This window comes from Bacteroides sp. 11BF (genome assembly GCF_019633765.1).
GTDB classification, from domain to species: domain Bacteria; phylum Bacteroidota; class Bacteroidia; order Bacteroidales; family Bacteroidaceae; genus Bacteroides; species Bacteroides hominis.
Window position 1 is genome coordinate 246,020 of the sequence record NZ_JAFKPJ010000006.1, and the last position, 21,114, is coordinate 267,133.

At 42.0% G+C, this 21,114-nt stretch carries 12 protein-coding genes, 2 pseudogenes and 1 CRISPR repeat array; all 14 genes and pseudogenes read left to right on the forward strand.

Annotated elements, in window-relative coordinates; genetic code table 11:
- The first annotated feature begins 161 nt into the window (after positions 1–161).
- The 14 genes and pseudogenes from JZY04_RS08770 to cas2 all read left to right on the forward strand — a co-directional run bounded on the left by JZY04_RS08770 (position 162) and on the right by cas2 (position 18,656).
- Positions 162–806, forward strand: a complete 645-nt coding sequence (locus JZY04_RS08770; protein WP_122143393.1) for a TetR/AcrR family transcriptional regulator — start codon at positions 162–164, stop codon at positions 804–806.
- A 49-nt stretch (positions 807–855) separates the two neighbouring features.
- Entirely contained in the window at positions 856–2,208 is a 1,353-nt protein-coding gene (locus tag JZY04_RS08775) for a TolC family protein (protein ID WP_122143392.1), read from the forward strand.
- Between the two features lie 28 nt (positions 2,209–2,236).
- Positions 2,237–3,253 carry an efflux RND transporter periplasmic adaptor subunit gene (locus tag JZY04_RS08780; RefSeq protein ID WP_005811320.1) on the forward strand — a complete coding sequence of 339 codons (1,017 nt, stop codon included), beginning with the start codon at positions 2,237–2,239 and terminating at the stop codon, positions 3,251–3,253.
- A gap of 97 nt (positions 3,254–3,350) precedes the next feature.
- Positions 3,351–6,509 (forward strand): efflux RND transporter permease subunit, encoded by a 3,159-nt coding sequence (locus JZY04_RS08785; protein WP_005782257.1) that lies wholly within the window; start codon positions 3,351–3,353, stop codon positions 6,507–6,509.
- 18 nt (positions 6,510–6,527) lie between these two features.
- A complete protein-coding gene (locus JZY04_RS08790) occupies positions 6,528–6,821 on the forward strand; it encodes a PG0541 family transporter-associated protein (RefSeq protein ID WP_005782259.1) in 294 nt (97 codons plus the stop codon).
- 112 nt (positions 6,822–6,933) lie between these two features.
- Positions 6,934–8,307, forward strand: coding sequence for an SGNH/GDSL hydrolase family protein (locus tag JZY04_RS08795; RefSeq protein ID WP_032531560.1), 1,374 nt, complete (start codon positions 6,934–6,936; stop codon positions 8,305–8,307).
- The gene (locus JZY04_RS08800; RefSeq protein ID WP_175413787.1) at positions 8,294–9,190 is read left to right on the forward strand and encodes an SGNH/GDSL hydrolase family protein; all 897 of its coding nucleotides are present in this window, start codon (positions 8,294–8,296) and stop codon (positions 9,188–9,190) included. Before JZY04_RS08795 ends, JZY04_RS08800 begins: the two co-directional genes overlap by 14 nt.
- Positions 9,177–10,664 carry an MBOAT family protein gene (locus JZY04_RS08805; protein ID WP_122143391.1) on the forward strand — a complete coding sequence of 496 codons (1,488 nt, stop codon included), beginning with the start codon at positions 9,177–9,179 and terminating at the stop codon, positions 10,662–10,664. Before JZY04_RS08800 ends, JZY04_RS08805 begins: the two co-directional genes overlap by 14 nt.
- An 84-nt stretch (positions 10,665–10,748) precedes the next feature.
- Positions 10,749–11,021, forward strand: a pseudogene (locus tag JZY04_RS08810) (hypothetical protein).
- Positions 10,999–11,792: pseudogene (locus tag JZY04_RS08815) on the forward strand (transposase); the annotation flags it as partial. The pseudogenes JZY04_RS08810 and JZY04_RS08815, both read left to right, overlap by 23 nt.
- Positions 11,793–12,043: 251 nt before the next feature.
- Positions 12,044–16,354 carry a type II CRISPR RNA-guided endonuclease Cas9 gene (gene cas9, locus JZY04_RS08820; RefSeq protein WP_122143390.1) on the forward strand — a complete coding sequence of 1,437 codons (4,311 nt, stop codon included), beginning with the start codon at positions 12,044–12,046 and terminating at the stop codon, positions 16,352–16,354.
- 15 nt (positions 16,355–16,369) lie between these two features.
- Complete coding sequence (locus JZY04_RS08825; protein WP_122143389.1) at positions 16,370–17,395, forward strand: virulence RhuM family protein; 1,026 nt, start codon at positions 16,370–16,372, stop codon at positions 17,393–17,395.
- Positions 17,388–18,320 (forward strand): type II CRISPR-associated endonuclease Cas1, encoded by a 933-nt coding sequence (gene cas1 / locus JZY04_RS08830; RefSeq protein ID WP_122143388.1) that lies wholly within the window; start codon positions 17,388–17,390, stop codon positions 18,318–18,320. The genes JZY04_RS08825 and cas1 overlap by 8 nt, the downstream gene beginning before the upstream one ends.
- Before the next feature lie 3 nt (positions 18,321–18,323).
- A complete protein-coding gene (cas2, locus tag JZY04_RS08835; protein WP_122143387.1) occupies positions 18,324–18,656 on the forward strand; it encodes a CRISPR-associated endonuclease Cas2 in 333 nt (110 codons plus the stop codon).
- Between the two features lie 108 nt (positions 18,657–18,764).
- Positions 18,765–20,195: a CRISPR direct-repeat array (repeat unit 32 nt; unit sequence ACTGTTTCCAATGGTTCAAAGATACTAATTTG).
- The last annotated feature ends 919 nt before the right edge of the window (positions 20,196–21,114 follow it).

Here is a 21,114-nt window from a genome sequence, read left to right on the forward strand (position 1 = left end):
TTCGATTTTCGTTTGGAAAGTTATAATATTTATCAAATATGTATGCATAATTAGGAAACTGATTTATCCCGTCGAGTTTTCTGCTTATCTTTGTTCAGTTTTTCGTTTCTATTAGGCGAAAACGCTGATAATCGATAGTCTAACAACAAAAGAACGGGTTAATGATTGAGAATGTGAAAGAGAACTCACAAAGAGGGGAACTAAGAGACAGAATTATTGAGACAGCTTCGGAAGCTTTTACTGCACATGGTATCAAAAGTATTACGATGGACGACATTGCTGCGTCCTTAAGTATATCGAAACGTACACTTTATGAGGTCTTTCAAGATAAAGAGAGCTTGCTGACCGAGTGTATTTTAAAGCGTCAGGAGGAGATGAATACCTTCTTGGCGGAAACTTTGGCTAACTCGAAAAATGTTCTTGAAGTTATACTTGTATGCTATCAGCGGAGCATTGAGACATTCCATCGAACGAACAAACGTTTTTTCGAGGACATAAAGAAATATCCGAAAGTTCACAGCTTGCTGAAGAATTACCGGGAAAGAGACTCAGACAGTACGATCGAGTTTTTTAAGATGGGCATTAAACAGGGGATATTCAGAGATGATGTAAACTTTGCCATTGTCAACCTGTTGGTTCACGAGCAGCTCGACCTGTTGATGAATACGGATATTGCCAATAAATATTCTTTCCTCGAGGTTTACGAGGCGATTATGTTTACCTACATCCGTGGAATTTCCACAGAGAAAGGAGCACGGGTATTGGAAGATTTCATAACGGAATATAGAAAACAAAGAATACACTAAGATAGGGAAGCACGAAGAAGTTCCCAGGATAAACAACTAAAATTATTGTATGAACAAAATGAAATGTTTCTTAAGCAAAAAGATGCTTTTAGCGGTGGCTGTACTGCTCTCGGTGGGTTATGTACAGGCACAGGAGGTTAAAGACACCTTGCAACTGACGCTTGACAAAGCACTGGAAATTGCGTTGAGCGAAAACCCCACAATGAAAGTGGCCGGCCAAGAGATTCAGCTGAAAAAAGAGGCTAAGAAGGAGGCATACGGAGGATTATTTCCAGAGATTTCGTTGACAGGTTCTTATTCGCGGACACTGAAAAAACAGACAATGGTGATGGATTTTGGCGGAGAGTCGCAGACCATCCAGGTAGGTTCGGACAACTCGTATAGCGGAGGACTGAATGTGAGTCTGCCCGTTTTTGCTCCGGCACTTTACAAGAGTATTAATCTGACTAAATCGGATGTAGAACTGGCTGTTGAGAAGGCACGCTCGTCAAAACTCGATCTGGTGAATCAAGTGACCAAGGCGTATTATCAACTGCTATTGGCACAGGACAGCTACGAGGTGCTTCTGCAGAGCTATGCACAGGCAGAGGCTAACTATGAAGTGGTGAAAGCCAAATACGAGCAAGGTACGGTTAGCGAGTACGATAAGATTCGCGCCGATGTACAGGTGCGCAGCCTGAAACCTTCGGTTGTTTCCGCCCGTAACGGGGTGAATCTTGCCCGTTTGCAGTTGCAGGTGCTGATGGGGATGGATACCGATGTAGCTATAGCCGCTGACGGTAACCTGAAGGATTATGAAATGGTGATGTTCCGTCGCCAGATGGAAAGCAACCAGCTGAACCTGAATAATAACAGCGATTTGAAGCAATTGGATTTAAATGCCGATTTGTTGAAGAAGACGCTGGCTGTTCAGCGGACTAACTTTATGCCGACGCTGGCTGCATCTTTCAACTATTCGTATACATCACTGAATAACGACTTTAAGATGTCACACTATAAGTGGTTTCCATATTCTACTGTCGGTTTGAGCCTGAGTATTCCTTTGTTTAAGGCAAGTAACTTTACGAAGGTGAAGCAGACCAAGATTCAGATGCAGCAATTGACCGAGAACCGTACCAACGTACAGCGTCAGTTGACTATGCAGGCCACCAGCTATCTGGACAATATGGCAGCAAGCACTGAACAGGTGGTCAGCAATAAAGAAGGAATCGTACAAGCAGAAAAGGGACGTCTCATTGCCCAGAAACGTTATGAAGTGGGAAAAGGGACTATCCTTGAACTGAACGATTCGGAAGTGGCGCTCACACAGGCCCAGTTGACCTACAATCAGTCTATTTACGACTATCTGGTTGCAAAGGCTGATCTTGATCAGGTATTGGGAAGAGAAGAGGTAACAGAGTAACTAAACACACAACAATTAAAATTTGAATATGAAAAGATGTTTCCAATTAGTAGCCCTGCTCGCCGTTGTGCTATTGGGCTCGTGCACTGGAGGAAAAGACAAAGGTGCCGCTGAAAAAACAGAAGAAAAGCCAAAAGTAAAATTGGCTGATGTAACAGCGCGCCCGGTAGAACAGATACAGGAATACACGGCAACTGTAGAAGCTGAAGTGAAGAATAACATTGCGCCTTCATCACCGGTGCGTATTGATAAAATCTTTGTAGAGGTAGGCGATCATGTATCCAAAGGACAGAGACTAGTACAGATGGATGCTGCCAACCTGAAACAGACTAAACTGCAACTGGACAACCAGGAAGTGGAGTTCAAGCGTATTGACGAACTTTATAAAGTGGGTGGTGCTTCCAAATCGGAATGGGATGCTGCGAAGATGGCCTATGACGTAAAGAAAACGGCTTATCAGAATTTGCTGGAAAATACTTCTTTGCTGAGTCCTATCAGCGGTGTGGTGACTGCCCGCAATTATGATAGCGGTGATATGTACAGCGGAGGCAATCCGGTGCTGACCGTCGAGAAGATCACTCCAGTTAAGCTGCTGATCAACGTATCCGAGGTTTACTTTACCAAAGTGAAAAAAGGTGCTCCTGTCGATGTGAAACTGGATGTTTATGGCGATGAGGCTTTCGAAGGCAAAATCAGCCTGATTTATCCGACAATCGATCCGACTACCCGTACATTCCAGGTAGAGATTCAGTTGCCTAATCAGAATCAGAAGGTACGTCCGGGAATGTTTGCCCGTGCCAGTCTGAACTTCGGTACGGAGGAGAACGTGGTTGTTCCCGATCTGGCGATTGTGAAACAGGCAGGTGCCGGTGACCGCTATGTGTATGTATACAAAGATGGAAAGGTGACATACAATAAGGTTGAACTGGGACGCCGCATGGGTGCTGAGTATGAGTTGAAGTCCGGTGTACCCAACAATTCTCAGGTAGTCATTGCCGGTCAAACCCGATTGATCAACGGCACTGAGGTAGAAGTAGAAAAATAATGAATCAATGTAACCGTATGCCGTGTGTTTCCTTATAACGTATGGGGCACCATTTACGGCATACCGGTACATTATCCACTTTTAATAATTAGGAAAAATGAGTTTATACGAAGGAGCGGTAAAAAAACCGATTATGACCTCCCTCTGCTTTCTTGCAGTGGTGATTTTTGGTCTCTTCTCTTTGTCCAAATTGCCTATCGACTTGTATCCGGATATCGATACGAATACGATCATGGTAATGACCGCCTATCCCGGAGCAAGTGCTTCGGATATAGAAAATAACGTGACTCGTCCGTTGGAGAATACGCTGAATGCTGTCAGCAACCTGAAGCATATCACTTCCCGTTCGTCCGAAAATATGTCTCTGATTACATTAGAGTTTGAATATGGTAACGATATCGATGTACTGACAAATGATGTACGCGACAAACTGGATATGGTCAGCTCTCAGCTGCCGGATGATGTGGAGAACCCCATCATCTTCAAGTTCAGTACCGACATGATTCCGATTGTACTGCTGTCGGTACAAGCTAATGAAAGCCAGTCGGCATTATATAAGATTCTGGACGACCGTGTTGTTAACCCGTTGGCACGTATCCCCGGTGTGGGTACGGTATCCATCAGTGGTGCGCCCCAACGTGAGATCCAGGTCTATTGTGACCCTAACAAACTGGAAGCCTATAATCTGACCATTGAAACAATCAGTTCGATTATTGGTGCCGAGAACAAAAATATCCCCGGTGGTAACTTCGATATCGGTAACGAGACTTATTCGCTGCGTGTTGAAGGAGAGTTTGACGATTCGCGCCAACTGGAAGATGTTGTAGTAGGTAGTTACAATGGGGCAAATATTTATTTGCGTGATGTGGCCCGGGTAGTCGATACGGTAGAAGAGCGTGCTCAGGAAACATATAATAATGGAGTGAAAGGTGCCATGATTGTCGTACAGAAGCAATCGGGAGCCAATTCCGTAGATATCTCTAAGAAAGTGGCCGAGGCCCTGCCTAAGTTGCAGAAGAATTTGCCGAGTGATGTGAAACTGGGAGTGATTGTCGATACATCGGACAACATCCTCAACACCATCGACAGTTTGGCCGAGACCGTATTGTATGCCCTTTTATTCGTTGTCATCGTGGTGTTCCTTTTCCTGGGACGTTGGCGTGCGACATTGATTATATGTATCACTATTCCGCTTTCGCTGATTGCCTCGTTTATTTACCTGGCCGTCACCGGAAATACGATTAACATCATCTCACTTTCGTCTCTTTCTATTGCCATCGGTATGGTGGTGGACGATGCGATTGTGGTACTTGAAAATGTGACGACCCACATCGAACGTGGTTCCGATCCGAAACAGGCTGCGGTGCACGGAACCAATGAGGTGGCTATCTCCGTTATTGCTTCCACACTGACCATGATTGCGGTGTTCTTCCCGTTGACGATGGTAAGTGGTATGTCCGGAGTGATGTTTAAGCAGTTGGGATGGATGATGTGTGCCATCATGTTTATCTCTACTGTGGCTGCTTTGTCATTGACCCCGATGCTCTGTTCGCAGTTGTTGCGTTTACAGAAGAAGCAATCGAAAACCTTCAAGCTCCTTTTCGGCCCTATTGAGAAAGGACTGGATGCTTTGGATACAGGCTATGCCCATATGTTGAATTGGGCAGTTCGGCATCGTCCGATTGTTATCTTCGGTTGTATCGTGTTCTTTGTCGTCAGCCTGTTCTGTGCCAAGAGCATCGGTACTGAATTCTTCCCGGCGCAGGATAATGCCCGTATCGCAGTTCAGCTGGAGTTACCTATCGGAACACGCAAAGAGCTGGCACAGGAGATTTCGGAGAAACTGACTAACCAATGGCTGAACAAATATAAAGGTGTAATGACTGTATGTAACTATACGGTAGGACAGGCCGACTCAGACAATACCTGGGCCTCTATGCAGGATAACGGTTCGCACATTATATCGTTCAACATCAGTCTGGTCGATCCGGGTGATCGTGATATCAGCCTTGAACAAGTCTGTGACGAAATGCGTGAAGATCTGAAGAAATATCCGGAGTTCAGCAAAGCGCAGGTCATCCTGGGTGGTAGTAACACAGGTATGTCTGCTCAGGCAAGTGCCGATTTTGAGGTATATGGTTATAGTATGGAGGAAACCGATAGCGTAGCTGCACGTCTGAAACGTGAGTTGCTCAATGTGAAAGGTGTGTCGGAAGTCAACATCAGCCGTAGTGACTATCAGCCCGAGTATCAGGTAGACTTCGATCGTGAGAAACTGGCTTTGCACGGATTGAATCTGGCAACCGCCGGTAATTATCTGCGTAACCGTATTAATGGTGCCATTGCCTCTAAATACCGTGAGGATGGAGACGAATATGACATTAAAGTGCGTTATGCGCCGGAACACCGTACAAGTATTGAAAGCATCGAGAATATCCTTATTTATAACAGTCGTGGAGAAGCCGTACGCGTAAAAGAGCTTGGAAAGGTTGTCGAACGTTTTGCGCCACCTACCATCGAGCGTAAAGACCGTGAACGTATTGTGACCGTATCGGCGGTTATCTCCGGCGAAGCATTGGGTAACGTGGTGAATGCGGGTAACGCCATTATCGATAAGATGGATATTCCGTCGGATGTAACAATTCAGGTAGCCGGTTCATACGAAGACCAGCAAGATTCGTTCCGCGACTTGGGTACACTTGCTATCCTTATTGTCGTACTGGTATTTATTGTAATGGCAGCGCAGTTCGAATCATTGACTTATCCGTTTATCATTATGTTCTCATTGCCGTTTGCTTTCAGTGGGGTATTGATGGCCCTTTTCTTCACAAAGAGCACACTGAGTGTGATGAGTTTGTTGGGGGCCATCATGTTGATCGGTATCGTTGTAAAGAATGGTATTGTGCTTATCGACTACATCACCCTTTGCCGTGAGCGTGGATTGGCAGTGCTTAACTCCGTTGTAACAGCCGGCAAGAGCCGTCTTCGCCCGGTATTGATGACCACTGCTACTACTGTCCTCGGTATGATTCCGATGGCAATCGGTGGTGGACAGGGTTCGGAGATGTGGAGTCCGATGGCGATTGCCGTAATTGGCGGTTTGACGGTTTCTACCATTCTGACCTTGATTCTCATCCCTACTTTATACTGTGTATTTGCCGGTACAGGTATCAAGCATCAGCGTAAAGTGTTGAGACGCAAACGTGAGCTGGAAGCTTACTTTGAGGAGCATAAAGATGAAATGATTAAGAAATAATAAAGAAGAAATCAAGATATGAAATCAGTATTAATCACATTCGATCAGGCTTATTTCGAACGTATCATTGCTTTGCTGGACCGTTTGAGTTGCCGTGGTTTCACCTATTTGGAACGGGTACAGGGACGTGGCTCGAAGACAGGCGATCCCCACTTCGGCAGCCATGCCTGGCCCAGTATGTGTTCGGCCATCATCACGGTGGTGGACGACAAGAAGGTTGACCCGTTGCTGGATGCATTGCATAAGATGGACATGCAGACAGAGCAGCTTGGCCTGAGAGCTTTTGTCACCAACGTGGAGCGGAGCATTTAACGCCTGCCGACAGATAACATCAGAGGAGAATCTCATTAATTTAATGTAGATTCTCCTCTCTTTTTATGGGTTTTATCTATCTTTGCAACTTCTTATTAAATTAAGAGCGTGCATGAAAAATTATTTGAAATATTCGTTGTGGCTGACATTGATTGTCTTGTTTGCATTGATCGGAATGCACTGGCTGCCGGCTATAACGATCGACGGACATACAATGAGACGGGTAGATTTGCTGAGCGATGTCCGTATGCCTGAACCTGATAAAGATGAAGCGGAAGCAGACAGCCTGCCTCCGGTCCCGGTAGTGAAACCTGCATTTGTAGATACGTGTCGCAGTGGGATGACCTGTATCGAAGATTATAGTGACTCTACGATGCGGGGAATGACTCCTTTTTATCGTGCCTTGGACGAGATTCAATCGAAAGGCCGGTTGGTGCGGATAGCGGTATTTGGCGATTCTTTTATTGAGGCAGATATTTTCACTGCCGATCTTCGTGAGATGTTGCAGAAACGTTTCGGTGGGTGTGGTGTCGGTTTTGTTACCATTACTTCAATGACCAGTGGATACCGTCCGACGGTACGTCATTCTTTTGGCGGATGGTCCAGTCATGCAGTGACCGATAGCGTTTATTTCGATAAAAAGAAGCAAGGAGTTTCCGGACACTACTTCGTTCCTCGTGAAGGGGCTTATGTCGAACTCCGGGGGCAGAATAAATATGCTTCCCTGCTCGATACTTGCCAGACAGCTTCCATCTTTTTCTATAACAAAGGTGAAGTCAGCCTTTCCGTTCGTGTCAACCGTGGTGAGACTGATACACGGGAATTCCCTTCTACCGGCAGTTTGCAGCAGATGAAGGTAAACGGTCGCATCGGCTCGGTGCGCTGGGATATCAATCAGGCAGATTCTACTTTATTTTATGGATTGGCAATGGATGGTACGCAAGGGATTATTGTCGACAATTTCTCCTTGCGCGGCAGTTCGGGACTCTCGCTTCGCAGCATTCCGTCAAAGATGCTGCAAGAGTTTAATGCCCAGCGTCCCTACGACTTGATTATTCTGGAATATGGTCTGAATGTTGCGACCGAGCGGGGACGGAACTACGATCCTTATAAGAAAGGCCTTCTTACGGCCATAAACCACTTGAAAGAGTGTTTTCCACAATCCGGTTTTTTGTTGCTGAGTGTGGGTGACCGCGATTATAAGACCGATACCGGCGAATTACGCACGATGCCCGGTGTGAAAAACCTGATTCGCTATCAGCAAAGCATAGCAGCGGAAAGCGGAATTGCTTTCTGGAACATGTTTGAGGCTATGGGAGGTGACGGAAGTATGGCAGGGTTGGTACATGCCAAGCCTTCTTTGGCTAATTATGATTATACACACATCAACTTCCGGGGTGGACGTCACCTGGCAGGACTACTATACGAAACATTGATTTATGGAAAAGAACAGTATGAAAGGAGAAAGGCCTATGAGGCTGAATAAACGGTTGGGGGTGTTACTCCTTTTGTTTTCCGGAATTTTTTCGGTTCAGGCACAAGATCTTTTGCCTGCCTGCCCGCGGATGGACAAGGGTACGAAAGCCTGCAAGCCGATGCGTGAACCGGGGTCGCTGGGAGATACTGTTTCTGTGAAAGTTACTTTTCCCGTAGCCTTCAGAGGAGTGGGGAGAAATGAAATCATAGACAGCCTGGGAGTGCTGACTCCCATACTTGAGCGTTTACGGCTGGTGCAAAACGGAAGTTCGGAGGATACCGTACGTATTGTTCATATCGGTGACAGCCACATACGCGGACACATCTTTCCCCGTACTACCGGTGCCCGGCTGACAGAAACATTTGGAGCGGTGTCCTATACGGATATGGGAGTCAATGGAGCTACTTGCCTGACGTTTACTCATCCTGACCGTATTGCAGCTATTGCAGCCTTGAAACCCGAGCTGTTGGTTCTTTCGTTTGGAACGAATGAAAGTCATAACCGGAAGTACAATTCGAATGTGCATTACCGGCAGATGGAGGAACTGCTCGGATTGTTGCGCGACAGTTTGCCAAATGTGCCTATCTTGCTGACTACTCCTCCGGGATCTTACGAGAGTTTCCGTCAGCGTCGCCGGCGTCGTACTTATGCTGTCAATCCCCGTACGGTAACAGCAGTGAATACAATCCATGATTTTGCCCGCCGCCACAAGTTGGTGGTGTGGGATATGTACAATATCGTAGGCGGAAGCCTGCGTGCCTGCAAAAACTGGATAGATGCGGGACTGATGCGTCCGGATCATGTGCACTATCTTCCCGAAGGTTATACACTTCAGGGAGAATTATTATATGAAGCCATTATTAAAGCCTATAATGAGTATGTTTCCCATTGATATCGATTTTAGCCGCCTGTTGGAGGCCTTTAAATACAATCCGGATGCTCCGATGATATTCAGCAGTGGAATTTTCCTCTGGCTCTTCGCTGCGTTTATGGTGATCTATACACTGTTGCAGCACCGCAACACAGCGCGTATTTTATTTGTCGCTCTTTTCTCTTATTATTTTTATTATAAGAGTAGTGGTACTTATTTCTTCCTGCTCGCCATTGTCACCGTTACCGATTTTGTGATAGCCTGGCTGATGGATCGGACCGATGTCCGCTGGAAGCGTAAACTATGGGTAATACTTAGTGTATCGGTCAATTTAGGATTGCTCTGCTACTTCAAATACACTAATTTTCTTGGTGGTGTCATTGCTTCGCTGATGGGGGGAGAGTTCACCGCACTCGATATCTTTTTGCCTGTCGGCATCTCTTTCTTCACCTTCCAGTCGTTAAGTTATACTATCGATGTTTACCGGAGAGAGATCAAGCCCCTTACCAGTTTACTGGACTATGCCTTTTATGTTTCTTTCTTTCCTCAGTTGGTGGCAGGCCCTATCGTGCGGGCACGCGATTTTATTCCGCAAATTCGTAAACCGCTGTATGTATCACAAGAGATGTTCGGTAGAGGCATTTTCTTGATTGTCGCCGGATTGTTCAAAAAAGCGGTTATTTCCGATTATATCAGTGTCAACTTTGTGGAGCGCATTTTTGACAATCCTACGCTTTATTCGGGAGTTGAGAATCTGATGGGACTTTATGGCTATGCCTTGCAGATTTATTGTGATTTTTCAGGATACAGTGATCTGGCAATCGGTATCGCCCTTTTGCTTGGTTTTCATTTCAATCTGAATTTTAATTCTCCGTATAAGTCAGCCTCGATCACCGAGTTCTGGAGGCGTTGGCACATTTCGTTGTCGAGTTGGTTGCGCGATTATCTTTATATCTCCTTGGGGGGTAACCGACATGGAAAGTTTCGTCAGTATCTCAATCTGATTATTACCATGTTTCTCGGTGGATTGTGGCACGGGGCTTCCTGGAATTTTGTATTGTGGGGCACTTTTCATGGTGTGGCACTTGCTCTACACAAAGCGTGGATGTCTATCGCCGGAAGGAAGAAAGGGGAGACCAGTCACGGCATTCGGCGGGTATTGGGTGTCATTATTACCTTCCACTTTGTTTGTTTCTGCTGGATTTTCTTCCGCAACGCCGATTTTCATAATTCAATGGATATGTTGAACCAGATTTTTACAGCTTTTCGTCCCCAGCTTTTTCCGCAACTGATTGAGGGATATTGGCGGGTATTTGCACTGATGGCAGTCGGGTTTCTGCTTCATTTTGCTCCGGATAGTTGGGAAAATGCTGTTTGTCGTGGAGTTATCAAACTCCCTTTCCTTGGCAAGGCCCTTGTGATGGTGGCTATGATCTATCTGGTTATCCAAATGAAGAGTAGTGAAATTCAGCCGTTCATCTACTTCCAGTTCTGATACTTTGGATTGGAGAACGACAATAAGGCTCAACGTAAAAATCTGAGGAGTAAATTTGTATCTTGGCCTCTAAAATTATTTAATATGGATTCCAATGCTTATCGCCTTCTGCTTCCTAAAGGTACTTTAGATTACTTTGATCTTGTCAATGTGCAGGAAAGTCTCAGTGATGTTGTAATTTATCTTGAAGAGAAGAATGTCGTTCCCGAGTAATATTTCGGTCAGGCAACTGAGAGCAAAGGCTTCTATGATCCTGTCGTTGTTCAAGACTTTCCTCTTTGGGGTAAGAAACCTTTCCTGAATATCCGTCGTCGTCACTGGATTTTGAAAAAGAGAAGTTACCCTTTCGCGCGGTGAACTCTATACCATACTCACCAATAAGGCTTCCCATGGTGATAAATGCAGTATTATCGCCATAATAAAAGGCACGGATATCTATACGGTAAGCTCTGTGTTACTTAGACTTTCCCGCCGCCGTCGTTATCAAGTGCGTGAGATCACATTGGATATGGCTCCCAATATGGAGCAGATTACCCGTAGCTGCTTTCTTGCCGCCGAATGGGTTACCGACCGTTTCCACGTACAGAAACTAGCTTATGAAGCCGTTCAGGGGATGCGTGTGAAAGCGCGCTGGGAAGCTTTGGATGAAGAATCCACACAGATTGCCTATGCAAAGGCTTATGGCAAGATATATCATGCTCCCGTTTTCACTAATGGAGACACAAGAAAGCAGTTACTAGCAAGAAGTATCTATCTGCTTTACAAAAAAGAATCCTTGTGGACTCAGTCTCAAAGAGAACGGGCTGATATCCTGTTTAAAGAGTATCCGAAGATCAGAAAGAGTATTATCCGGCCATGCGTTTAGGCCTGATTTATCATCAGTGTAAGTTTAAGGATGTGGCCTTAATAAGACTGGTAAGATGGTATGACGAGGTGGATAAATCGGGATTTCCTGCTTTCGGAAGGGTAGCACGATCCATTCAGACCCACTATCTGAATATTATCAATTTCTTTGAAAGGAGGGTAACCAATGCTGTGGTGGATAAAGTCAAAGCTTTCAGAGCACAGTTTAGAGGAGTAAAAGATAATGCATTCTTTTTATATAGGCTGACTATGTTGTATGCTTAAAAAAGAAAAAAACTCAGATTTTTACGTTGGACCGAGTGAACTTGCTTGTCTATAGGGTGGTTGTGTGGGACTTTAGTAACACAAAAAAGGACGAGGCAAATGCCCCATCCTAAATGTTTTCACAACGGAATAATCCTTATTGTGATTTACTTCAAATTAGTGATACAAAGATAGTGAATAATTTTTATTATAATGTTTATTTATGGAAAAATATTAATATATTTGGGGTATTGTAATAAAATAAGTCAAATATGAAAAGGATATTGGGATTGGATTTGGGTACTAATAGTATCGGTTGGGCATTGGTGGACGAGGCAGAAAATAAAGACGAAAGATCGTCAATTGTTAAGCTTGGTGTGAGAGTAAATCCTCTGACGGTAGATGAATTGACCAACTTCGAGAAGGGGAAGAGCATTACGACCAATACAGATAGAACACTGAAGAGAGGCATGCGGCGTAATTTGCAACGCTACAAACTTCGTCGTGAAACTTTAATGGAAGTGTTGAAAGAGTACAAATTGATAACAGAAGATACAAAACTTTCGGAAAATGGTAACCGAACAACTTTTGAGACATACCGATTAAGGGCGAAGGCGGCAACAGAGGAAATCTCGTTGGAAGAGTTTGCGCGTGTATTGCTGATGATTAACAAAAAACGTGGTTATAAAAGTAGCAGGAAAGCAAAGGGAGCGGAAGAAGGTATGTTGATTGACGGTATGGATATAGCTCGTGAACTTTATAACAACAACCTAACGCCTGGAGAATTATGCCTGCAACTTCTTGATGCAGATAAGAAATTTTTGCCCGATTTTTATCGTTCTGATTTGCAGAATGAACTTGACGGAATTTGGGAAAAACAAAAAAAATATTATCCGGAGATTCTTACTGATGTATTAAAAGAAGAGTTGAGAGGGAAAAAGCGTGATGCTGTTTGGGCTATTTGTGCCAAATATTTCGTTTGGAAAGAACCCTATACGGAATGGAACAAAGAGAAAGGCAAAACAGAACAACAGGAAAGAGAACATAAGCTGGAAGGTATTTATAGTAAACGGAAAAGGGATGAAGCGAAAAGAGAAAATCTGCAATGGCGGGTAAATGGCTTGAAGGAAAAGTTGTCGTTGGAACAATTGGTTGTTGTTTTGCAAGAGATGAATACCCAAATCAATAACTCAAGCGGTTATCTCGGCGCAATCAGTGATAGGAGTAAAGAGTTGTACTTTAATAAACAGACTGTCGGGCAGTATCAAATGGAAATGCTGGACAAGAATCCCAATGTGAGTTTGCGAAATATGGTGTTCTATCGCCAGGATTATTTGGATGAGTTTAATACGCTTTGGGAAAAACAAGCTGTATATCATAAAGAACTGACAGAGGAACTGAAAAAAGAAATCCGTGATATTATCATTTTCTATCAGCGTAGATTGAAGAGTCAGAAAGGATTAATCGGTTTTTGCGAGTTTGAAAGTCGGCAGATAGAGGTAGAGATAGATGGCAAGAAAAAGATTAAAACTGTAGGTAATCGGGTAATACCCCGTTCTTCTCCCTTGTTCCAAGAATTTAAAATATGGCAGATACTAAACAATATAGAAGTAACCGTTGTTGACAAGAAAAGTAAACGAAGAAAACTGAAAGACAATTCTCCTGCTCTTTTTGACGAACTTGACGATTTCGAACAGATGGAACTGAGCGGCAGGCGTTATTTGTATCAAGAAGAAAAAGAATTGCTTGCCCAAGAACTTTTTGTTCGTGATAAGATGACGAAGTCGGATGTTTTGAAATTATTGTTTGATAATCCACAAGAATTGGATTTAAATTTTAAAACGATTGATGGCAATAAGACGGGATATGCATTGTTTCAGGCCTACAGCAAAATGATTGAGATGTCCGGGCATGAACCAGTCGACTTCAAGCAATCGGTTGAAAAGGTTGTTGAGCATGTAAAAGCAATTTTTGATCTTCTTAATTGGAATACGGACATTCTAGGTTTCAACTCGAATGAAGAGTTAGACAATCAATCTTATTACAAACTCTGGCATTTATTGTATTCTTTTGAGGGAGACAATACGCCAACAGGAAACGGTCGTTTGGTTCAAAAGATGACAGAACTATATGGCTTTGAAAAAGCATACGCTACTATATTGGCAAATGTTACTTTTCAAGATGATTATGGTAGTCTGAGCGCGAAGGCTATTCATAAGATTTTACCTCATTTGAAAGATGGTAATCGGTATGATGTGGCTTGTGCATATGCCGGATACAGGCATTCAGAATCGTCTTTAACGAAGGAAGAGATAGCAAACAAGGTGCTGAAAGACAGGCTTATGCTTCTTCCCAAGAATAGTTTGCGCAATCCTGTGGTGGAAAAGATTCTGAATCAGATGGTAAACGTAATCAATACCATTATAGACACTTATGGCAAACCGGATGAAATACGTGTAGAACTTGCTCGTGAGTTGAAGAAGAATGCCAAAGAGCGTGAAGAACTGACTAAATCCATTGCACAAACTACCAAAGCGCATGAGGAATATAAGGCACTTTTACAGAATGAGTTTGGTTTGACAAATGTAAGCCGTACTGATATTCTGCGTTACAAACTTTACAAAGAGTTAGAGTCGCGTGGGTATAAAACACTTTATTCTAACACGTATATTTCACGAGAAAAACTGTTTAGTAAAGAATTTGATATTGAACATATCATTCCGCAAGCACGGCTTTTCGATGATAGTTTTTCAAATAAAACACTTGAAGCTCGTAGTGTAAATATTGAAAAAGGGAATAAAACAGCGTATGATTTTGTGAAAGAGAAATTTGGTGAAAGCGGGGCTGACAATAGTTTAGAATATTATTTAAATAATATTGAAGACTTGTTTAAGTCGGGGAAAATATCGAAAACCAAATGCAATAAACTAAAAATGACTGAGCGGGACATTTCTGGCGGCTTTATTCAACGTGACTTACGTAATACGCAATATATTGCCAAAAAGGCTCTGTCCATGTTGAATGAAATTTCGCGTCGTGTAGTTACTACAAGTGGATCAGTAACTGACAAGTTGCGTGAAGATTGGCAATTGGTTGATGTGATGAAAGAATTGAACTGGGAAAAGTATAAGGCATTAGGACTGGTTGAATATTTTGAAGATAGAGATGGAAGGCAAATAGGTAGAATCAAGGATTGGACGAAACGGAATGATCATCGTCATCATGCGATGGATGCGTTGACGGTAGCATTTACAAAGGATGTATTCATTCAGTATTTTAATAACAAAAATGCCAGTCTGAATCCTAATACAAATGAGTATGCAATAAAGAATAAATATTTTCTCAATGGCAGGGCGATTGCGCCCATGCCATTGAGAGAGTTTCGCGCGGAAGCCAAAAAACATCTGGAAAATACTTTGATTTCGATTAAAGCGAAGAATAAGGTCATTACGAGTAATATTAACAAGACGAAGAAAAGGGGTGGTGTGAATAAAAAAATGCAACAGACGCCGCGTGGGCAGTTGCATTTGGAAACAATCTATGGTAGTGGCAAGCAATATTTGACAAGAGAAGAAAAGGTGAATGCTTCGTTTGATATGAGAAAAATTAGAACTGTAAGCAAATCAGCTTATAGGGATGCATTGTTGAAACGTTTGCATGAAAATGATAATGATCCGAAGAAAGCGTTTGCTGGCAAGAATTCACTGGATAAACAGCCCATATGGATAGATAAGGAGCAAATGAGAAAAGTGCCTGAAAAAGTGAAAATTGTAACACTTGAGGCGATTTATACTATACGTAAGGAAATCTCTCCTGATTTGAAAGTTGATAAGGTAATGGATGCAGGTGTCCGTAAAATACTAACTGACAGATTAAACGAGTATGGCAATGATGCAAAAAAAGCATTCTCCAATCTTGATGAAAATCCTATTTGGCTGAATAAAGAGAAAGGTATATCTATTAAGCGAGTTACAATTTCAGGAATCAGTAATGCGCAGTCATTGCATGTGAAAAAGGATAAGGACGGTAAATCTATATTGGATGAGAAAGGTAGAAATATTCCTGTGGATTTTGTTAATACAGGCAATAATCATCATGTGGCAGTTTATCGTAGACCGGTTATAGATAAGAAGGGACAATTGGTGGTTGACGAGGCTGGCAATCCCAAGTATGAACTGGAGGAGGTTGTAGTTAGTTTCTTTGAAGCAGTGACAAGGGCCAATCTTAGTCAACCGATTATTGACAAGGATTATAAAACGAGTGAAGGCTGGCAATTCCTTTTCAGTATGAAACAAAACGAGTATTTTGTTTTTCCAAATGAAAAGACTGGATTTAATCCGAAAGAGATCGATTTACTTGATGCAGAGAATTATGGGTTGATAAGTCCTAATTTGTTTAGGGTGCAGAAATTCTCTCATAAAAATTATGTTTTTAGACACCATTTAGAAACAACAATCAAGGATACAAGTTCTATTTTGAGAGGTACTACATGGGTAGATTTTCGTAGTTCAAAAGGCTTGGACACTATTGTTAAAGTCCGTGTTAATCACATCGGCCAGATAGTGTCGGTAGGAGAATATTAATATAATGAATGACTTATGGGTAAAAACAATAATAATCCTCCAATTCCATCTGATTTCTTTTTCTATAAAGACAGCAATGGAGAAGTGAAAGTCGAAATCTATATCTTTAAGGAAACGGTTTGGCTTCCGCAAGACAAGATCGCACAATTGTTTGGGGTGGACAGAAGCGTAGTGACTAAACATCTAAAGAATGTATATAAAAGCGGAGAATTATCAAAAGAGGCAACTTGTGCAATTTTTGCACAAGTTCAAACCGAAGGTACAAGGCAGGTCACAAGACAGATTGAGTTTTACAATCTCGACGCCATCTTATCCGTAGGCTACCGTGTCAACAGCATTCAAGCCACACAATTTAGAATTTGGGCGAACAGTGTGCTGAAAGAATATCTGATTAAGGGATTTGTCATGAACGATGAGCGATTGAAGAATCCGCAAATGCTGTTTGGTAAGGATTATTTCGAAGAACAGTTAGCTCGCATTCGTGACATTCGTAGTAGCGAACGACGTTTCTATCAGAAAATAACCGATATTTATTCACAATGTAGTGCCGACTATGAAGTGGGTAGCGATGTAACCAAGAAGTTTTTTGCAACTGTTCAGAATAAGTTGCATTGGGCAATTTCCGGGCAAACGGCAGCTGAGATTATTGTTTCCCGTGTGGATGCCGATAAGCCTAATATGGGATTGACTACTTGGAAGAATGCACCCAACGGAATGATACGCAAACCGGATGTTTCTATTGCAAAGAACTATCTCAATGAAACGGAAATGGATGATTTGAACCGCATTGTTTCGATATATCTGGATTATGCGGAGCGTCAAGCGAAAAAAGGCCAAGTGATGTACATGAGAGATTGGGTGAAAAAGTTGGATGCATTCTTGCAATTCAACGAAGAAGCCGTGCTGCAACATAGTGGGCGAGTGAGCCATGAGATTGCCAAGGCATTAGCGGAAGAGGAATATGACAAATTCCATGTTGGACAGCTTCAGAACTACGAATCGGACTTTGACAAACTTTTAAGAGGGACGGGCCATGATTAAGAAAACACTTTATTTTGGAAATCCGGTTTATTTATCATTACGAAATGCACAACTGGTCATCAAGCTGCCTGATGTAGAAAAAGCAACGGCTTTGCCGGAAACGTTGAAAAAGCAGGCGGAAGTAACGAAACCTATAGAGGACATTGGAATCGTCGTGTTGGATAACAAGCAGATAACCATCACTTCCGGTGTGCTGGAGGCTTTGCTTGAGAATAACTGTTCCGTAATCACTTGTGATAGCAAGAGTATGCCAGTCGGATTAATGCTTCCTCTTTATGGAAATACAACGCAGAATGAGCGTTTTCGTAAACAATTGGATACTTCGCTTCCTTTGAAGAAACAACTCTGGCAGCAAACTATTCAAGCGAAAATCAACAATCAGGCATCTGTACTCAAAGATTGTATGGACGAGGAAGTAAAGTGTATGCGTGTTTGGGCTGCCAATGTGCGTAGTGGTGATCCTGACAATTTGGAAGCGCGCGCTGCTGCATATTATTGGAAGTGTTTATTCGCTGATGTTGATGATTTCACTCGGGAACGTGAAGGAATTCCTCCTAACAACCTGTTAAACTATGGATATGCCATTCTTCGTGCGGTGGTGGCACGTGGGTTGGTAATAAGCGGGTTGCTTCCTACGTTGGGCATTCATCATCACAATCGCTACAACGCTTATTGTTTGGCGGACGATATAATGGAACCTTATCGTCCTTATGTGGATGAGTTAGTGTTTAGTTTGATACAAGAGTATGGAAAAAATGCGGAGTTGACAAAAGAGATGAAAACTCGATTACTTACTGTTCCGACATTGGAAGTGATAATTGGAGGCAAGCGCAGTCCGTTGATGGTTGCGGTGGGGCAAACTACTGCTTCACTTTATAAATGTTTCAATGGAGAGCTTCGGAGAATTTCTTATCCCGAACGATAGATTATGGATCGCTTTAATGAATATCGTATTATGTGGGTGCTTGTTCTTTTTGATTTGCCAACTGAGACGAAGAAAGAGAAAAAGGCTTATGCAGATTTCAGAAAGAATCTACAAAAGGATGGTTTTACGATGTTTCAGTTTTCCATTTATGTGCGTCACTGTGCCAGTAGCGAGAATGCAGTAGTACATATAAAAAGAGTTAAATCATTTCTCCCTGAATTTGGGCATGTCGGAATCATGTGTATTACAGATAAACAATTTGGGGATATAGAACTTTTTTATGGGAAGAAAGTGCAAGATGTCAATACGCCGGGACAGCAATTGGAGTTGTTCTAGAAAACAAAATCTCGCATTAATACGAGATTTTATGCTGGAAATAGTCTTCTTTTTCTTTTTTCTGATTTACTCTTAACTTATTGAAAACCATTTTATTATGCGGGATATACTGTTTCCAATGGTTCAAAGATACTAATTTGAAAGCAAATCACAACGTATAGCTAAACAAGTTGTTACCTCCAAACACTGTTTCCAATGGTTCAAAGATACTAATTTGAAAGCAAATCACAACTGAGTCACTTCATTTAAAATAAAACAGTATACTGTTTCCAATGGTTCAAAGATACTAATTTGAAAGCAAATCACAACTGACGCTCGTAAGACTAATACGGAGTCTGAACTGTTTCCAATGGTTCAAAGATACTAATTTGAAAGCAAATCACAACCTGGTCGCAAGACCTTGTTAAAGCTCGTTGACTGTTTCCAATGGTTCAAAGATACTAATTTGAAAGCAAATCACAACCTGTGTCGTTTGTATTATTCGAAACCGATTACTGTTTCCAATGGTTCAAAGATACTAATTTGAAAGCAAATCACAACTTATCCTCGTAATCTTGGGAGTCGTGGATAACTGTTTCCAATGGTTCAAAGATACTAATTTGAAAGCAAATCACAACTACAACAATCCGGCAAACGGTCTGAATCCACTGTTTCCAATGGTTCAAAGATACTAATTTGAAAGCAAATCACAACTAAAAAACCTGTCACCATTGGAATCTGAGTACTGTTTCCAATGGTTCAAAGATACTAATTTGAAAGCAAATCACAACCCGTTGATGGTGCCTTGCAGGTCAGCGTTGACTGTTTCCAATGGTTCAAAGATACTAATTTGAAAGCAAATCACAACAGACGAATATAGGTCAACTACATCTTCATCACTGTTTCCAATGGTTCAAAGATACTAATTTGAAAGCAAATCACAACGAGTGGGCTGAAGATGTGGAAACGAAGTTGACTGTTTCCAATGGTTCAAAGATACTAATTTGAAAGCAAATCACAACGTTAACACAAAGGAAGTGCCGGGAGCAGGAACTGTTTCCAATGGTTCAAAGATACTAATTTGAAAGCAAATCACAACCATTAATTCACCGCGAATAATTCCTGCATCACTGTTTCCAATGGTTCAAAGATACTAATTTGAAAGCAAATCACAACATGCCGGGTAACCGATAATTAGCCTCTTTACTGTTTCCAATGGTTCAAAGATACTAATTTGAAAGCAAATCACAACGCTGCATCTCAAGCTGATGTTTTCTATTCTACTGTTTCCAATGGTTCAAAGATACTAATTTGAAAGCAAATCACAACTTCGTCTATTTTCTGGATGAAATGACAACGACTGTTTCCAATGGTTCAAAGATACTAATTTGAAAGCAAATCACAACTACGTTGACTTATGGAATAGCCTTTAAGCAACTGTTTCCAATGGTTCAAAGATACTAATTTGAAAGCAAATCACAACGCAACTAAAAAGTTTGAATCAGGAATATTTACTGTTTCCAATGGTTCAAAGATACTAATTTGGAAGTAAATCACAACGCATCGCTTTGTCTTCATCAGATAGCATATGCTATTTCCAATGGTCTTTCGTAATTGTACTCCTCCGTTTCCACTTTAAACCTTTCCTTTAAAAATCCTCTACAATCATACTTGTTCTAATCACAACTATCACTTTCTGTCCACCACTTATCCCTTTTTCCGAAAAATAACTCATTGTCCCTCTATTACTTTCATTTTCAATCCATTTCTCCCTTTTGTTTCTTCTTTTCCTATCACTTGATTTAACACCCTATTAAATCAAGTCCTTTATCTTCAAATAATAAGTCTTTTCAATCCAAAAGCCTTGTTATTTCCGCTCCTGAAACAAATTCCCCTTTCAATCGCATTAACAATGTTAACGCCAAATTCCCAATCTTTCTCCGCAATTCTACTAAAAAACCTTCTTCCTCTCCCTCCCCAATGAATCCCCCCTCCTTGTTTTCCAAGTATTCCCCCTCTATATATTATAATAATGTGTCTCCTTGGTCCTCCCTTTTCCCTTCTTTTTAAAGTATGCTCTAAAACCTACCTCTCCCTCAGTCCTTTACATATAAATTTATATTTTTATTTAAAAAACTTCCCTATATATTTGCCTTGTATTGGTAAATCGCGTACTTTTGCACCCGCTTTCCAAGAGACGGAGAGCCGATTGAAATTGACATGTTGCAAGTGCGTATTGATTGCCTTAACGGATCACGAAAATAATCTCCTTTTTCTTTGGAGTTTAATATTAAAATTCGTTATCTTTGCAGTCCGATTCGCGATAAAAGGCGTTTATTCCGGTGCCTTTCCCCTTTCGCTAAGAGAGTCGGAGAACAGGCCGGGAAAACATTTTAAAAAAAACTTCCAAAAACATTTGGTGTTTTAAAATAAACCTTTTACCTTTGCACCCGCTTTTGAAACGAAGCGCAATCGAAAC

What these genes read in the sequence shown, in the direction of transcription:
- JZY04_RS08800 (WP_175413787.1), top strand. Translation starts at nt 8,294, where the DNA reads ATGAGGCTGAATAAACGGTTGGGGGTGTTACTCCTTTTGTTTTCCGGA.
- JZY04_RS08795 (WP_032531560.1), top strand. Translation starts at nt 6,934, where the DNA reads ATGAAAAATTATTTGAAATATTCGTTGTGGCTGACATTGATTGTCTTG.
- cas1 (WP_122143388.1), top strand. Translation starts at nt 17,388, where the DNA reads ATGATTAAGAAAACACTTTATTTTGGAAATCCGGTTTATTTATCATTA.
- JZY04_RS08805 (WP_122143391.1), top strand. Translation starts at nt 9,177, where the DNA reads ATGTTTCCCATTGATATCGATTTTAGCCGCCTGTTGGAGGCCTTTAAA.
- JZY04_RS08825 (WP_122143389.1), top strand. Translation starts at nt 16,370, where the DNA reads ATGGGTAAAAACAATAATAATCCTCCAATTCCATCTGATTTCTTTTTC.
- JZY04_RS08780 (WP_005811320.1), top strand. Translation starts at nt 2,237, where the DNA reads ATGAAAAGATGTTTCCAATTAGTAGCCCTGCTCGCCGTTGTGCTATTG.
- JZY04_RS08775 (WP_122143392.1), top strand. Translation starts at nt 856, where the DNA reads ATGAACAAAATGAAATGTTTCTTAAGCAAAAAGATGCTTTTAGCGGTG.
- cas2 (WP_122143387.1), top strand. Translation starts at nt 18,324, where the DNA reads ATGGATCGCTTTAATGAATATCGTATTATGTGGGTGCTTGTTCTTTTT.
- JZY04_RS08785 (WP_005782257.1), top strand. Translation starts at nt 3,351, where the DNA reads ATGAGTTTATACGAAGGAGCGGTAAAAAAACCGATTATGACCTCCCTC.
- JZY04_RS08790 (WP_005782259.1), top strand. Translation starts at nt 6,528, where the DNA reads ATGAAATCAGTATTAATCACATTCGATCAGGCTTATTTCGAACGTATC.
- JZY04_RS08770 (WP_122143393.1), top strand. Translation starts at nt 162, where the DNA reads ATGATTGAGAATGTGAAAGAGAACTCACAAAGAGGGGAACTAAGAGAC.
- cas9 (WP_122143390.1), top strand. Translation starts at nt 12,044, where the DNA reads ATGAAAAGGATATTGGGATTGGATTTGGGTACTAATAGTATCGGTTGG.